Source organism: Neobacillus sp. D3-1R, from assembly GCF_052180215.1.
Taxonomy (GTDB): domain Bacteria; phylum Bacillota; class Bacilli; order Bacillales; family Cytobacillaceae; genus Pseudoneobacillus.
In genome coordinates, this window is sequence record NZ_CP197471.1 from 3,188,250 (window position 1) to 3,204,023 (window position 15,774).

13 protein-coding genes and 1 other annotated feature (1 of these 14 cut by a window edge) are annotated in these 15,774 nt (G+C 35.9%); of the genes, 3 read left to right on the forward strand and 10 right to left on the reverse strand.

Translation table 11 applies throughout. The features are described 5' to 3' along the window. Positions 1–42: a binding site (T-box leader), on the reverse strand (it extends 197 nt beyond the left edge of the window). A 63-nt stretch (positions 43–105) separates the two neighbouring features. Next, entirely contained in the window at positions 106–282 is a 177-nt protein-coding gene (locus ACSBPO_RS16440; protein WP_442595159.1) for a hypothetical protein, read from the reverse strand. A gap of 185 nt (positions 283–467) precedes the next feature. Between ACSBPO_RS16440 and ACSBPO_RS16445 the strand changes: the two genes are divergently transcribed. Next, positions 468–2,243 carry an SH3 domain-containing protein gene (locus ACSBPO_RS16445; RefSeq protein WP_442595161.1) on the forward strand — a complete coding sequence of 592 codons (1,776 nt, stop codon included), beginning with the start codon at positions 468–470 and terminating at the stop codon, positions 2,241–2,243. A 20-nt stretch (positions 2,244–2,263) separates the two neighbouring features. Here ACSBPO_RS16445 and dtd read toward each other — a convergent pair whose 3' ends face one another. From dtd to ACSBPO_RS16475, 6 genes are all read right to left on the reverse strand, one after another. Continuing rightward, on the reverse strand, positions 2,264–2,716 hold the full coding sequence (dtd, locus tag ACSBPO_RS16450; protein WP_442595163.1) for a D-aminoacyl-tRNA deacylase: 453 nt from the start codon (positions 2,714–2,716) through the stop codon (positions 2,264–2,266). Between the two features lie 11 nt (positions 2,717–2,727). Next, positions 2,728–4,923 (reverse strand): RelA/SpoT family protein, encoded by a 2,196-nt coding sequence (locus ACSBPO_RS16455; RefSeq protein WP_442595165.1) that lies wholly within the window; start codon positions 4,921–4,923, stop codon positions 2,728–2,730. 430 nt (positions 4,924–5,353) lie between these two features. After that, entirely contained in the window at positions 5,354–5,866 is a 513-nt protein-coding gene (locus tag ACSBPO_RS16460; RefSeq protein WP_442595167.1) for an adenine phosphoribosyltransferase, read from the reverse strand. Next, entirely contained in the window at positions 5,857–8,223 is a 2,367-nt protein-coding gene (gene recJ, locus ACSBPO_RS16465; protein ID WP_442595169.1) for a single-stranded-DNA-specific exonuclease RecJ, read from the reverse strand. Before recJ ends, ACSBPO_RS16460 begins: the two co-directional genes overlap by 10 nt. 176 nt (positions 8,224–8,399) lie before the next feature. Beyond that, a complete protein-coding gene (secDF, locus tag ACSBPO_RS16470) occupies positions 8,400–10,664 on the reverse strand; it encodes a protein translocase subunit SecDF (protein ID WP_442595171.1) in 2,265 nt (754 codons plus the stop codon). A gap of 116 nt (positions 10,665–10,780) precedes the next feature. Beyond that, positions 10,781–11,077, reverse strand: coding sequence for a post-transcriptional regulator (locus ACSBPO_RS16475; RefSeq protein ID WP_442595173.1), 297 nt, complete (start codon positions 11,075–11,077; stop codon positions 10,781–10,783). A gap of 126 nt (positions 11,078–11,203) precedes the next feature. Here ACSBPO_RS16475 and spoVB point away from each other — a divergent pair, with 126 nt between their 5' ends. Next, complete coding sequence (spoVB, locus tag ACSBPO_RS16480; RefSeq protein WP_442595175.1) at positions 11,204–12,766, forward strand: stage V sporulation protein B; 1,563 nt, start codon at positions 11,204–11,206, stop codon at positions 12,764–12,766. Positions 12,767–12,800: 34 nt separating this feature from the next. On the opposite strand, the gene ACSBPO_RS16485 is transcribed toward spoVB, so the two are convergent. Continuing rightward, positions 12,801–13,454: a DUF421 domain-containing protein gene (locus tag ACSBPO_RS16485; RefSeq protein WP_442595177.1), complete on the reverse strand. Its 654-nt coding sequence runs from the start codon at positions 13,452–13,454 to the stop codon at positions 12,801–12,803. Between the two features lie 187 nt (positions 13,455–13,641). On the opposite strand from ACSBPO_RS16485, the gene ACSBPO_RS16490 reads away from it, so the two are divergent. Then, positions 13,642–14,064, forward strand: coding sequence for a TIGR04086 family membrane protein (locus tag ACSBPO_RS16490; RefSeq protein ID WP_442595179.1), 423 nt, complete (start codon positions 13,642–13,644; stop codon positions 14,062–14,064). A 227-nt stretch (positions 14,065–14,291) separates the two neighbouring features. Here ACSBPO_RS16490 and yajC read toward each other — a convergent pair whose 3' ends face one another. Further along, positions 14,292–14,561: a preprotein translocase subunit YajC gene (gene yajC / locus ACSBPO_RS16495; protein WP_442600395.1), complete on the reverse strand. Its 270-nt coding sequence runs from the start codon at positions 14,559–14,561 to the stop codon at positions 14,292–14,294. A gap of 53 nt (positions 14,562–14,614) precedes the next feature. Further along, positions 14,615–15,754 carry a tRNA guanosine(34) transglycosylase Tgt gene (gene tgt / locus ACSBPO_RS16500; RefSeq protein WP_442595181.1) on the reverse strand — a complete coding sequence of 380 codons (1,140 nt, stop codon included), beginning with the start codon at positions 15,752–15,754 and terminating at the stop codon, positions 14,615–14,617. Positions 15,755–15,774 lie beyond the last annotated feature (20 nt).

Sequence of the window (15,774 nt, forward strand, 5' to 3'; positions counted from 1 at the left end):
TTCACCCGTTTCTTAATTACTATGCTCCATCATCAGTTATGGATATTAAGGTTATTATATTTATATAATCATACGGAGCAACCCTTAAGTTGTCAAGAGCGTTTTTTAAGAACGCTCCATTTTCTTTTTGAGTTTCTTAACATCTCCTAAAGTTAATCCAAACTCAGATGCTAATTCAAACGTATTAGAGTTGGCTTCACTTTGGATGAAGTCATGAAAATCTACCCCAAAAAGTTGATTTTCTCCAGAGTTTACCTGAAATCCTTTGCTGCTCATTCTCATTTGATTCATCCCCCATCGTTCACTATTTTTTCATTTACTCATTTAAACTCTTCATATTGTTTCCAAATGAATGAGATTATTTTCATCAAATGATAAAAAGTTAAAGTTTCTTAACATTTGGAATGAATTTTTGGAATTTTTACGTTAAAATGGTTTCATAGTTAAAATTTGGAGGGGAGTTGCTTTTGAAAAAGTTAATCGCACTAGTATTCGTCACATTCCTCTTTTTCGGAGGCATACCAACTACTAGTCAACTCGCTCATGCGGAAAGTCTCGTTACCATCTCTATAGATGGATTAAATGTTAGAGAAGGACCAGGCCTAAGCTATCGAGTTGTGAAACAAGTGAAAAAAGATGAAAGTTTTCCGCTTGTAAATGAAAAAAATGAATGGATACAAATTCAACTTAGTAAAAACCAAACCGGCTGGGTTGCCAATTGGCTTGTTCAAAAGAAAGACAAGCAACAATCAAAATCGAGTGAATTGGAACAGTCTATTGGTCAAGTTACAGTGGATGGTCTAAGGGTAAGAAATGGTCCTGGGACAAGCTTTCAAACTATTGGCCATCTAAACACAGGGAATCAGGTAATAATTAAAGAAAAAAATGAAAATTGGGTTAAAATTGCTGCTAATTCCATCGAAGGATGGGTTTCCAATGAATTTATCACGATTGTTCAAACTAAACAGGAAACAGAGCCAGCGCAAACATCCCCAAACAATCTGGGAACCGGAACTATCAATGTTAACTCCCTTAATGTAAGAAGCGATGCCTCCCTACAATCAAGTATCGTTGGAAAGCTTCAAAAGGGAGCTCAGGTGAAGGTTATTTCTTCCACAAAAGAATGGACACAAATTGAATTTCAAAATAAAAAGGCATGGATTAGTTCAGAATTTGTTGACCTTCATTCTCCAGCAACAAACACCACCGAACCAGAAGAAACAGAAGCACCTTCCGCAAGTGGTATTGTAGGCACGGTTACAGCAAACGGATTAAACATACGAAATAAAGCAGACTTAAGCGGAAAAATTGTCGGCAGTGTTTCTAAGGGAAGTTCTTTTACGATATTAGAAGAAGTGAATAATTGGAGTAAAATTGAATATAGCCCAAAACAATTTGGTTGGGTTGCTTCTTGGTATTTAGATAAGTCTGTACCTGAAACAACTCCTACACAGTCACAAGAAGTGAAAGAAAGTTTTGTAACGATCCTTCATGATGGTACCAATATCCGCAGTGGTCCAAATGTCTCTACTTCTGTTGTCCTTCGTGCCAATCAGGGAGACCAATTCGCTGTAAAAAGCTTAAATGGCGATTGGTATGAAATTACCCTAAAGGATGGATCCTCTGCTTACATTGCGGGCTGGATTGTATCAGTAACCGGTTCAGCTCCACAGGTTGAAAAACCAGGAGCAGAAGCTCACTTAAAAAATAAAACCATTATTATCGACCCTGGACATGGTGGCGGAGATAATGGTACGACAGGGGCAAGAGGAACATTTGAAAAGGAATTAACGTTGCGGACTGCTAAACTGCTATATGATAAACTTCGAGCATCTGGAGCAAATGCTATCCTTACTAGAACAAATGATACGTATTTTTCATTACGTTCACGTGTTAGTACAGCCCATTATCATAATGCAGATGCCTTTATTAGTATTCATTATGATAGTATTTTAGATCGCAGTGTTCGCGGAATGACGGCTTATTATTATCATTCCTATCAAAGACCGCTTGCTGAGGCTGTTCATAGTTCTGTCATTAGCCAAACAAAATTAAAAGACCGCGGCGTCCGTTTTGGAGATTACCATGTATTAAGAGAAAATAATCAAAAGGCTATTTTACTCGAACTTGGGTATTTAAGTAATCCTGCAGAGGAAACAACGGTTAATTCACCACAATACCAAGAGACAGCAGCAACAGGTATCTTTAATGGCCTAGCAAAATATTTTAAAACTAACTTATAAAAAAAGCTGACCAACTACGGTCAGCTTTTTTCATTCTTACTTTCTACTATTAAGGTAACAGGGCCATCATTAACGAGGGCAACATCCATCATTGCACCAAAAATTCCTGTTTCTACTGATATTCCTTTATCAAGTAACAAAGCATTAAATTTTTCATATATGGTTATAGCATGTTCTGGTCTTGCAGCAGCCATAAAGTTTGGACGACGTCCCTTACGACAATCCCCATATAACGTAAACTGGGAAACAGATAAAATCTCTCCTCCTACATCGATAAGAGAATGATTCATTTTATCATTTTCATCCTCAAAAATTCGCAGGTTCACAATTTTATCAGCCACAAATTCAGCATCTTCAAAGGTATCATCATGGGTTACCCCTACCAATAAGACAAGCCCCTTCTTTATCTGTCCAGTTATTTTCCCTTCAACTGTGACACTAGCCTCTTTGCTTCGTTGAACGACTACACGCATTTGTTAAACTCCTAATTCATAATCCTTCTTACAGAATAGATATCTGGGATTTGTTTTATACGGTCAACTACTTTTTGAAGATGACTAACATTATGAATAGCTATCGACATAATAATAGTGGCCATTTTATTTCGATCAGAACGACCTGAAACAGCAGAAATATTCGTCTTTGTTTCATTAACCGCTTGTAAAACCTCGTTTAACAAGCCTCTGCGATCATACCCGCTAATTTCAATATCAACATTATATTCTTTGCGATCATTTAAAGAGGTTTCCCATTCAACTGGGATTAAACGTGATTGAGCCTCACCCGTTTCGATATTCGGACAATCGACACGATGAACAGAGACTCCGCGGCCCTTTGTAATAAAACCAGAGATTTCATCCCCTGGAACCGGATTACAGCACTTGGATAATCGAATTAATAGATTATCAATACCAGCAACTCTTACCCCTGATTCTCGCTTTTTCGTATTAGGGAAAGATTTTAATTCAGAAACAGCCTCAGAAATGGTTGTGACCTGCTCTAGATCTCGTTTCTTTCTCCACTTTTCGGTTAAGCGGTTTGCTACTTGAAGGGCCGTAATTCCGTTGTAACCAACAGCTGCATACATATCTTCTTCATTAGCAAAATTAAATTTTTCTGAAACTCGTTTAATATTTTCCGCTGCTAAAATTTCTTTTATATCAAAGCCCATATTCCGTATTTCTTTTTCAACAAGCTCTTTTCCCTTATCAACATTCTCATCTTTTCGCTGTTTTTTGAAAAAGGCTCTAATTTTATTTTTCGCTTGTGATGTTTGAGCAAGCTTTAACCAATCTTGACTTGGTCCATAAGAATGTTTTGAGGTTAAAATTTCAACAATATCCCCTGTTTTTAATTGATAATCGAGTGTGACCATCTTCCCATTTACTTTCGCACCAATGGTCTTATTACCAATCTCGGAGTGTATTCGGTATGAGAAATCAATCGGGACAGAACCTGATGGCAGTTCAATCACATCACCTTTAGGTGTAAACACAAACACCATATCAGAGAATAAATCGATTTTCAGAGATTCCATAAATTCTTCAGCATTGGTAATATCATTCTGAAATTCTAATATTTCTCTAAACCAGCTTAACTTCTCTTCAAAAGAAGAGCTGCCATCAATATTTTTACCTTCTTTATATGCCCAGTGTGCGGCAACCCCGAATTCTGCGATACGATGCATATCGAAGGTACGGATTTGAACTTCTAATGGGTCCCCTTTTGGACCAATAACCGTTGTATGCAATGATTGATACATGTTTGGTTTTGGCATGGCAATATAATCTTTAAAACGACCTGGCATTGGTTTCCAGCATGTATGGACAATTCCTAGAATGGCATAACAATCTTTAATGCTATTTACCACTACACGAACAGCCAGTAGGTCATAAATTTCACTGAACTGTTTATTTTGAAGGACCATTTTACGATAAATACTATAGATATGTTTTGGTCTGCCTGAAATTTCAGCTTTAATATTGACTTCTTTTAGCCTTGAACGAACCTCGAGAATAACTTCATCTAAATATTGCTCTCGTTCAGCTCGCTTTTTTTTCATCAAATTAACAATACGATAGTATTGCTGAGGGTTTAAATATCTAAGAGCAGTATCTTCAAGTTCCCATTTGATTTTAGAAATCCCTAGACGATGGGCGAGAGGAGCAAAGATTTCTAATGTTTCATTGGCAATTCTTCGCTGCTTCTCAGATGGAAGATGCTTTAACGTTCTCATATTATGGAGTCTGTCAGCCAATTTAATGAGAATAACTCTAATATCTTGGGCCATGGCTACAAACATTTTTCGGTGATTCTCAGCCTGCTGTTCCTCATGAGATTTATATTTAATTTTTCCTAACTTTGTTACTCCATCGACTAACATCGCCACTTCTTCATTAAAGGCTTCTTTTATGTCTTTTAACGAGACATGAGTATCTTCAACGACGTCATGGAGAAAACCAGCGGCAACAGTTGCCGGATCCATTTCTAAGTCAGCTAATATTCCAGCAACTTGAATAGGATGAATAATATAAGGTTCCCCTGATTTTCGATATTGTTCACGATGGGCATTTTGGGCAAACTCATATGCCTTGTTGACGATTGCAACATGCTCATCGTTCATATATTTTCTTGTTATGTCGATAACTTGTTCTGCGGTCAACACGTTATCGTTCGCCATATAATCACCTTTAACTAAATTATTTTATATTTAATGCAAAATATTGCCGTATTGTTCATGTAAACATATTTATCCAAAATTGAACCTTTTTATAGGAAATAAAAAGATTTAATTTGTGATGATTGTATCTATTATCGAAAAAAAATCATCGAATGTAAAGGGAAAGCTTTTATTTTTTAAAGAAAAACCAGAATTCTGTCGAAAAATGTCGTTTAAACAAAAAGCGTAAGCGCCTCGAACAGCCCCGACAAGCAAATGTTCTGTAGTGTAAGAAGTCTGTACTTTGACTTCTTACACTACAGGTTATTTGACCTCGAGGGGCTAGGCGCTGGAGCTGGATTACGATAAACCTGACTAAAGTTATTCAAAGTTTAAAATTTATAAATTTCATAAAAAAAGAACACTCCTATAAGAAGTGCTCTCCTCTATTTTAGTATTTCATTAATGTTAAGATATCGTAACCGTCTAATTTATTGCGTCCTTCTAAGTAAGATAATTCAATTAAGAATGCAATACCAGCAACAATGCCGCCTAATTCTTCTACAAGCTTGATGGTCGCATCAATTGTACCACCTGTTGCAAGTAAATCATCAGTAATTAATACACGTTGACCAGGCTTTATCGCATCTTTATGAATAGTTAAAATATCACTTCCATATTCTAAGCCATATTGTACTTTAATAGTTTCACGCGGTAATTTACCCTCTTTACGAACAGGTGCAAAGCCTACTCCTAGAGAATAAGCTACAGGACATCCGATAATGAAACCGCGTGCTTCAGGACCAACAACCAAATCAATATCTCTTTCTTTTGCATATTCCACAATCTGATCGGTTGCATACTTATAAGCAGGACCGTTATCCATTAATGTAGTAATATCTTTAAATTTTATTCCAGGTTTTGGCCAATCTTCTACTATTGTAATAAATTGTTTTAAATCCATTCTTTTATTGCCTCCCTATTTTCCACAGACTCTTGAAAAACATCCTCAAACCAACTTACTAATTGTTTAAATGAGGCGTAAAGCAAATCGTTTTCAAGAGTAAATTGTGCTTGTCTTTCTTGGTATGCATTTGATTCTGATAAATCTCGTTTTGGTGCAATCTTTTCCAAGGAAATAAATCCATTGTTTATTGTAGCAAAATTCAACTCAAAAAACACCTGTGACATAAATTCTATTGTTTCTTTTGACCATCCACGATGTTTTGCCAAATCATCACCAAAGCGTTTTAAGTCAAAAGAACCCTTTTTCGCTAAAAAAGCGTAGTACCATTTAAAATGATCACGAGTCGGCATTGTATTAAAAAAGGCACTGTCTCTTTTATAGAAATGAGTATATAGCCTTGCTGGATTTTTCCCCTTTAATAACTCTGCCATCATTTTCTTGGAAGATGGGAAATCAAGAAAGACCACATTGCAATCGTCAAGCATCAAACTGCGAGCATGTTCTTCTGAGGAGATAAATATGATATCCTCAGCCGCTATCCAATTATTAAATATATCGACCGAATTCTGATGAAAGATGATAAATTTAGTATTTGTTGGCGGAAGAGTTTTTAACAATGTTCCTACACGTTTATTTCCTCGCCAATCAAATAATTGCCAATGTTGAATAGTTAGGTCTTGTAGAAAAATTTGCGGTTTTTGAACGTTATTCCATTCATTTATAGATAACTCACCAATAACAGAAATCATAGATATTGGAGATATTTCATCAAAAAGTTTTCCTAAGCCAAAACCAATCCCATCTAACTGAACTCCATTTTGTTCGATTGTCATTTTCAAATGATTTTGTTCAGAACCTATTTTTCTAATATTTGCAATGCTACTGTCTTTTACTAATACTTTTGGTTTAGGATTATCCATTCCAAAAGGGGCTAATAACATCATTTCTTTTATAGAGTCCAACTGAATTTCTTCTAGTTGGAATTCACCATCAAGATGGGTTAATGGAACAAGGAATTCTTCTGATAATTGTTGGGTAGCCAACTCATTTAACCTAGATCTTAGAAGGTCTACATCCTCCAAGTTTAATGTCATACCTGCCGCAGCTGTATGACCGCCAAAATGAGGAAGTATATCTCGACATAAGGAGAGGTTTTGAAAAAGATCAAATCCATCGATACTTCGTGCTGAACCTTTGGCTAGCCCTTTTTCTCTGTCATAGCTTAATACAATGGTTGGCCGATAGTATCGGTCAACTAATCTAGAAGCAACAATACCAACTACTCCTGAATTCCAGTTTTCTTTGCCCACTATGATAACCTTTTGATCAGCTTGAGCTAAGGATTCCTCCACCATTTGAATGGCCTCTTCGGTTATCTCATTCACAATCGTTTGTCTAGTACGATTGATTTCATCAATTTCTTCTGCTAGTTCACTCGCTTCCGATATATCTTCGGTAAGCAGTAAATGGACAGCAGGGTCTGCATCGCCTAATCTACCAGCTGCATTGATTCTTGGTCCCAGAGTAAAACCTATTGTATCTTCAGAAATAGATTGTGGATCGATACCACATACCTTATACAAAGCTCTTAGTCCAACATTTTCAGTCTGAATCAACTTTTGAATACCCGCTTTAGCAATTAAACGATTCTCATCTTTAAGGGGTACAAGATCTGCAATGGTTCCAATAACCGCGATTTCCAGAAGGTGTTCTGGTACTTTTCCATATAGTGCATGAGCTAATTTAAAGGCTACTCCGACACCTGCTAAATCTTTAAAAGGATATATACTATCTTCTAATTTTGGATGAATGATAGCTAATGCCTCAGGTAAAACAGGACCTGGCTCATGATGATCGGTAATAATTAAATCAAGTCCAAGTTCCTTGGCAACATTAGCCTCATTTAAAGCGGAAATGCCTGTATCGACAGTTATGATTAATTTAATTCCATTTTCAAATGCATGGCGAAAAGCTGGTTCATTTGGTCCATAACCTTCAGTAAAGCGATTGGGGATATAAAAATTAACGTTTGCACCTAAATCAACTAGCGTTTTCATCATAACGGTAGTACTGCTTACTCCGTCAGCGTCATAATCTCCAAAAATAAGGATCGGTTCTTGCTTTTCAATGGCCTCTTTAATTCTCGTTACCGCTACATCCATATCCTTTAATAAAAAAGGATCATGAAATTGTTCTTTCCCAAATAAAAAATACCGTGCCCCTTCAACGGTATCCATTCCGCGGTTAACAAGTAACTGTGCAACAAGAGGTGTTATGTTCAATTCTTTCGTTAAATTATCCACCAAGACCTTATCAGCTTGGCGAACATTCCATCTAGTTTTTGGTTTTAACATACGGTCACCCCTTAGCCTATCCTATTATACAAAACGTTTTCTTCTGTTTCAATTAAAATAGTTGGTACATTATTTGGGAGGACTTGTATATGGATTTCCGATCCACAAGAAATTCACCATTATAATGCTTTTAAAATAAAAAAAGGCTAGTTCGTGTTTGAACTAGCCTTAATAAATTATACTTGTGGTTGGTCTGATGAAACTTTCTTTTCTTTAAAGGTTTTAAGAACACCTTTCTTTTTCAGCTCTTTACATTTTAATACATACCATAATTGGGCTGCAATAAATAGTGAAGAGTAACATCCAAAGATTAACCCAACAAATAAGGCAATTGAGAAGTTTCGGATAGATTCGCTACCGAAAATTAAAATCATTAACGTTGCAACGACAACTGTTAATACAGTATTGATGGAACGTGTAAGAGTTTGACGGATACTTTTATTAATAACTTCTGCAATTTCTTCATTTGTACGAATCTTACGTTTTTTCTGCATGTTTTCACGAATTCGGTCAAACGTAACGATGGTATCATTAATCGAATAACCAATGATGGTTAGGATGGCTGCAATAAACGTAATATCCACTTCTAAACGTGTAATACTGAAGAAAGAAATAATAAAGAATGCATCATGCAATAATGCTAATACCGCAGCAAGTCCCATATAAATTTCAAATCGGAAAGCTACATAAATGATAATCCCAATTGAAGCAATAATGGTTGCAATCATTGCATTTTTAGCTAATTCTTTACCTACTGTCGGTGAAACCGTACTTACACTTGGCTCAGCACCAAACTTATTATGGAATTCTGTTTTTAAGTTCGCAATTTCATCTTTAGATAGGACACCTTTATATCTTGCAACACCAATGTTATTGTCATTACCTGAAATAACAATATCGTCTGTATTAACATTTACGTCCTCTAGAGCATCTTTTATAACAGATGTAGTAAGAGCTTTATCTGATAAAACTTCAATTCTTGTTCCGCTTGAGAAATCAATTCCTAAATTCAATCGGAAAATAGCAATAACAATGATACCTAGAGCAATTACAGTACTTGAAAAAATAAACCAAATTTTACGGGATTTAACAAAGTCGAGTTTATCAAATCTTGTTGGTAAATCCAGGGCATCAAAGTTTTCTGCAATATCATGTATTTCAGATTGTTTTACCCCAAACCAGCCTGGTCTATTTTTAAAGAAATTACTATTAACCCATAATGATAATAACCATCTTGATCCATAAATGGCTGTTATAAAGACTGTTAAAATACTAATTATTAACATAGTCGCAAACCCTTTTACAGAGCTTGTCCCGTATGCGAATAATACAATGGCAGCTAAGATCGTCGTTAAGTTTGCATCCACAATAGTCGATAATGAATTTTTGTTACCAGCTTGGAAGGCAGACTTAATCGTTCTACCAATTTTTATTTCTTCCTTAATCCGTTCGTACGTGATGATATTGGCATCAACGGCCATACCGATACCTAAAATTAAGGCAGCAATACCTGGTAAGGTTAAAACCCCGTTTATCCAGTCAAAAATGAGTAAGTTAATAAATAAGTTAATGGTTAAAGCAATGGATGCAATAAATCCAGGGAAACGGTAATACCAGGTCATAAAAATAAAGATGAAAATCATACTTATGATTCCGGCAATAACTGTTTTGTGCATCGCTTGTTCACCGAATTTTGCTCCAACAGATGTTGAATATACTTCATCCAATTTAACTGGTAAAGCTCCGGCATTTAATAATGAAGATAATGTTGTAGCTTCTTCCATTGTAAAATTCCCGACAATGGAAACCGTATCTTGGTTAAAAATTTGACTTACATTTGGTGCTGAAATAAATTTAGGATCCTTTTTCGTTACTTCTGTTTTAAAAGAATCTTTACCTTCTTCAAAATCTAACCAAATAACTAACTGATTATTGGGTGCCATTTTCACAATTTTTTCCGTTACTTGGCGGAACTTATCTGCGCTTTTCAATTTAAGGGAAACACTTGGCTTTCCTTTATCATCAAACGTTTGTTTTGCTCCACCCTCAACTAAGTCGGAACCATCCATCATCAGTTCATCATTAGCATCACGGAAGGTCAAATTGGCTTCTGTTGAAAGGATTTCACGTGCCTTATTTTGATCTTCTACTCCTGCAAGCTGCACACGAATTCGTTTATTACCTTCAATTTGGATATTTGGTTCACTTACACCAAGGACATTGATCCTTTTATCCAGTGCTTCAGCAGTGCTTGCCATTGTTTCTTTATCAATTTTCTGACCTTTTTTTGCAGGTTTTACATCATACAATACTTCAAATCCGCCTTGTAAGTCCAAGCCGAGCTTGATATTGTTTAAAATATTTTTCGTTGTGCCTCCCATTAATCCCCCAAGTAAAAGGATAATTAAGAAGAATGCAACGATTCTACTGCGTTTTACCATTATGTAATTGCCTCCCTATGAAAAAACAAAACTAAAAGACCAATGTTTTTATTATGGTATAGATTGAATAGAGTGTCAATTTATCTAAAGATGGAATATGAGAATAATTTTTACATTTACTTCATTAAAGCTTTCCAATCTTCTTCATTTTGAAACGAAAATTCCGATGACTTTAATGCCTCGACAGTCTGATAGTTCATAAATTCACCTGGTTCCAGTGAAAGGATCTCTTGAACCACTTCATATAGACGAATTTCTTCTTTAGGTTTCTTCCATTTTTTCTTCGTTAAAAAACCCCATAACTGAGTTTCCGAAACCTTTCCATACCCAAGTAAATATAATTCTTCTAACTTGCTTTGAAGCGCCGGTTGAACTTGATTTCGAAAATGATCGTATAAATGAGCGCTATTCAATCGTTTTCCCCCTTTTCATTCTATAATCCATTATGAAAAACAAACCTTCTTGTCATGCTTTGTCCACCTACTTGCATATAGTTAATTGTAAACGATATCACCTATTTTGAGAAGGCAGTGAGTTGAATGTCTAAGTTTCTTAGGGGAACCATTATTTTATTACTAGCTGGGTTTATAACGAGAATTTTAGGGTTTATCAATCGGATTGTGATTGCAAGGTTTATAGGTGAAGAAGGCGTCGGTCTTTATATGATGGCATTTCCGACTCTCATTCTAGTTGTAACGATCACGCAAATTGGTTTACCCGTTGCCATTTCAAAAAATGTGGCCGAAGCTGAAGCACAAGGTGACATGCGGAAAATCAAAAAAATTCTTGTGGTTTCATTAGCTACAACAGGATTCTTATCGATACTTTTTACACCTGCATTATTATTAAGTGCATCTTATTTATCTAAAACCTTATTTACTGATGACCGGATTTACTATCCATTAATGGCCATTGCACCAGTTGTACCTATTATCGCCATTTCATCAGTCCTTAGAGGTTATTTCCAAGGTCGACAGAATATGAAGCCCGCTGCCTATTCCCAAGTGTTAGAACAGGTAGTTCGAATTTTTTTAATCGCTGTTTTAACAAAAGCGTTTATTCCTTATGGCATCGAGTATGCTGCTGCTGGTGCGATGTTAGCATCGGTTGCTGGAGAATTGATTTCTTTAATTTATTTGTTTACCGCTTTTAAAATTAAAAAGAGGTTTCCAGTTCGTAAAAATTTCTTTAAAAACGTCTCCTCAGGAAAACAAACCTTTAAGGAATTAATGAATATCGCCCTTCCAACAACAGGAAGCAGAATGATTGGTTCGGTTGCTTGGTTTTTTGAACCTATTGTTGTAGCCCATAGTTTAGCCATTGCTGGTGTGGCAGCCAATATCGCAACGAAACAATACGGAGCGTTAACTGGATATGCCATGCCCTTGTTATTACTACCTTCTTTCGTGACGTATTCATTAGCCACATCTCTAGTTCCTGCTATTAGTGAAGCTAATTCTCAAAATAACAAAAAACTAATTGAATATAGACTTCAACAGGCACTTAGATTTGCCTTCGTTACAGGAGGATTATCCGTTGTAGTTTTATATGTACTCGCTGAACCGCTCATGCAACTTATGTATGGTTCATCAAACGGTTCCTATTTCATTCAGTTAATGGCACCTTTTTTCCTCTTTTATTATTATCAAGGTCCGTTGCAGGCTTCTCTCCAAGCTTTAAATTTAGCTAGAGCTGCCATGATTAATAGCCTTATTGGAAATATTGTGAAAATAGCAGTTATTTTCTTATTAGCAACACAGCCAGCATTCGGAATAAAAGGTGCTGCCCTTGGAATTATTGTCGGTTTTGTGTTGGTTACAATGCTGCATTTTGCTACAGTATTAAAAAGAATTTCCTTTACATTCTATATAAGAGATTATCTAAAAACGTTTATCGTCATGTTTATTTCAGGATGGTCAGGATACTTTACGATAGAGAAAATGAACGGTGAATATTCTCAAGTAACCATTGTTTTAACTGCCTTAAGCTTGATGGCACTCCTTTATGTTGTGCTATTGGTTGGTTTTGGGCTCGTGAAAAGCGATGAAATCAAACGTATACCTTGGGTAGGACCTACACTTTCCAAACTAGCATTTAAATAGGAAGCAATAAACACGTCAAAAAACTGACGTGTTTTTATTTTTCTTCATCTATTAAATCAATATAAAAGGTGCCATTGTGATAACTGCAAAAAGATATCTTCTTTAAATCGGTATAACCCTTTTTTCTTAATTGCTGACGTAACCACAAATTGGTTTTATTTATTCGTGATAAATTCACTTCCTGTATACTTCCGTCCATTATTAATGGGATGGTAATATCACCTGATTTTTTACTTTTTTGCTTTTCAAAAACAGATAATTTTCCTGATGGCTCCAGAATAGCAAACTCTACATCTGCAATATTTCGGATATCCTTTTCCCGAAGTTGTAATAATAAGTCATCAAAATTATAACGTTGTCGTCGCATTTCTTTTTCATCTATTTTGCCACGGTTGATAATGATGATGGGTTTACCCTCAACAAGATCACGGAATCGTTTACTCTTTAATGATAAGATAGAAAAACCAATTTGAATAATCATCAATAAAACCATAGGCAATAAACTGTGCATAATGGGATCACGAGGATTTTCAATAGAAAGAACTGCCATTTCAGCAATCATAATAAAGACAACTAGATCCAATATACTAAGCTCGCCGATTTCCCTTTTTCCCATCACTCTAAATATTAATAACAGTAAGATATAAAGGAAGATCGTGCGCAGAATAATAAATAAATATTCTTCCATTCGAACCTCTCCCCTTGAATGCATTTATGTTTATTTTTTGCTTTTAGATTAATTTGATTCAGCTTATCACGTTCCTTTTCTTTCCATTCTTTTTCCCATCGTAATACAAGTTTTGATTCTAATTTCCGTTCTAACTGAATATGCTCGTACTAGGAAACAAGCTTTTATTTCATGTTTATGAAATAGCTTGTCAAACAGTATTCGAAATAGAAGGGGGAGAAATATCATCGAATCAAAAAATTTGGGGGTTTCTATTCTATACGGTATTGTAAGTATTTTTGTAGTGGCAATTGTTTGTAGTTTGATTTTTTCATTATTATTGAGATTTACTTCTACTCAAGAATCTTCTCTGCAATTTATTGTAACGGCTGTTTCCTTTATTTCTCTATTTATCGGTGGGTTTATATCCGGAGGGAAAGGGAAAGAAAAAGGTTGGCTACTTGGTGGAGGAACAGGCTTGATTTACTCCATTATTATTTTCTTATTTCAATACTTAGGTCATGACAGCTTGTTTACAGTAGAACAGATCATTTACCATACTTGTTATATGTTAGTAGCCATGATGGGCGGTATTCTAGGAGTAAATATGACTACAGCAAAAAAGGCGTAAAAACAAAAAGCGCAAGCGCCTCGAACAGCCCCGACAAGCAAATGTTCTGTAGTGTAAGAAGTCTGCTTTTTGACTTCTTACACTACAGGTTATTTGACCTCGAGGGGCTAGGCGCTGGAGCTGGATTACGAAAAACTTGTCTAAAGTTATCCATAAGTTAAAATTTATAAATTCCTTCACAAAAATAAAAGGAAGCAGTCTAATGACGTGCTTCCTTTTATTTTGTCTTATTGAACAGCAGCAGCAGCTTCTAGAACTTCTCTCACTGCAGCACGATCATATGTAAGTCTACTGCCATCGCCACACTTAATGACTACTTTATCTTCGTCAACGGAGTCAACAAAACCATGTAACCCACCGATTGTTACGATACGGTCACCTTTTTTCAAATTAGTTTGCATTTGTTGAACATTCTTTTGACGTTTTTGTTGAGGACGAATTAATAAAAAGTAAAATAATACAAACATAAGTATTAACGGTCCAACTGTTCCTAACATACCATTCATTCTTTTCCCCTCCTTTCAAGTAAAATAGGTTAGGCATGGCCTAATTAAAAGTTTTTTGCATTCGGTTGATTGAATCCGTATTGTTCAAAAAACTCTTCTCTAAAGTCCCCTAAACGATCTTCACGTATCGCTTGTCTGACCTGTTCCATTAATTTTAACAGAAAATAGAGATTATGATAAGATGTAAGTCTTATTCCGAACGTTTCATCACAACGAATCAAATGACGAATGTAGGCACGAGAATAATTACGACAAGTATAGCAATCACAATTTTCATCAATTGGTCCAAAGTCATTCGCATATTTAGCATTCTTCACTACTAGACGTCCATTACTTGTCATAAGAGTACCATTTCGAGCAATTCGAGTTGGTAGTACACAATCAAACATATCAATACCTCTAATAGAACCATCTATTAGAGAATCTGGAGAACCAACACCCATTAAGTAACGTGGTTTATTTGTCGGTAATAAAGGGGTGGTAAACTCTAATGCACGGTTCATAACATCCTTCGGTTCACCAACAGATAAACCACCAACAGCATATCCTGGGAAATCGAGAGAGACTAGATCTCGGGCACTTTGTTTTCTTAGCTCTTCATATTCTCCGCCTTGTACAATTCCAAAAAGACCCTGATCTTGTGGTCTTTGGTGGGCAGCTAAACAGCGCTCAGCCCATCTAGATGTACGCTCCACTGATTTTTTCATATATTCAAATGACGCGGGATAAGGTGGACATTCATCGAAGGCCATCATAATATCGGAACCTAGTGCATTCTGGATTTCCATCGCTTTTTCAGGGGATAAAAATAATTTATCACCGTTTAAATGATTGCGGAAATGGACACCTTCTTCTTCAATTTGTCTAAACTCACTTAAGCTAAATACTTGAAAACCGCCAGAATCAGTTAAAATGGCGCGATCCCAATTCATAAATTTATGCAGTCCGCCAGCTTCTCTAATAATTTCATGTCCAGGACGCAACCAAAGGTGGTATGTATTACTTAAGATAATTCCTGCACCCATTTCCTTTAATTCCTCAGGGGACATCGTTTTTACTGTTGCTAGAGTTCCAACAGGCATAAAGGCTGGTGTTTCAAAAGAGCCATGAGGGGTATGAACCCGTCCCAGTCTGGCACCTGTTTGCTTACACGTTTTAATTAATTCGTATCTTATTGCAGTCAAAATCGTAACTCCTTCCATTA

Excerpts from the sequence above, each read along its gene's own strand:
- ACSBPO_RS16440 (WP_442595159.1), bottom strand. The coding sequence starts at position 282 with ATGAGAATGAGCAGCAAAGGATTTCAGGTAAACTCTGGAGAAAATCAA.
- dtd (WP_442595163.1), bottom strand. The coding sequence starts at position 2,716 with ATGCGTGTAGTCGTTCAACGAAGCAAAGAGGCTAGTGTCACAGTTGAA.
- ACSBPO_RS16455 (WP_442595165.1), bottom strand. The coding sequence starts at position 4,923 with ATGGCGAACGATAACGTGTTGACCGCAGAACAAGTTATCGACATAACA.
- ACSBPO_RS16460 (WP_442595167.1), bottom strand. The coding sequence starts at position 5,866 with ATGGATTTAAAACAATTTATTACAATAGTAGAAGATTGGCCAAAACCT.
- recJ (WP_442595169.1), bottom strand. The coding sequence starts at position 8,223 with ATGTTAAAACCAAAAACTAGATGGAATGTTCGCCAAGCTGATAAGGTC.
- secDF (WP_442595171.1), bottom strand. The coding sequence starts at position 10,664 with ATGGTAAAACGCAGTAGAATCGTTGCATTCTTCTTAATTATCCTTTTA.
- spoVB (WP_442595175.1), top strand. The coding sequence starts at position 11,204 with ATGTCTAAGTTTCTTAGGGGAACCATTATTTTATTACTAGCTGGGTTT.
- ACSBPO_RS16485 (WP_442595177.1), bottom strand. The coding sequence starts at position 13,454 with ATGGAAGAATATTTATTTATTATTCTGCGCACGATCTTCCTTTATATC.
- yajC (WP_442600395.1), bottom strand. The coding sequence starts at position 14,561 with ATGTTAGGAACAGTTGGACCGTTAATACTTATGTTTGTATTATTTTAC.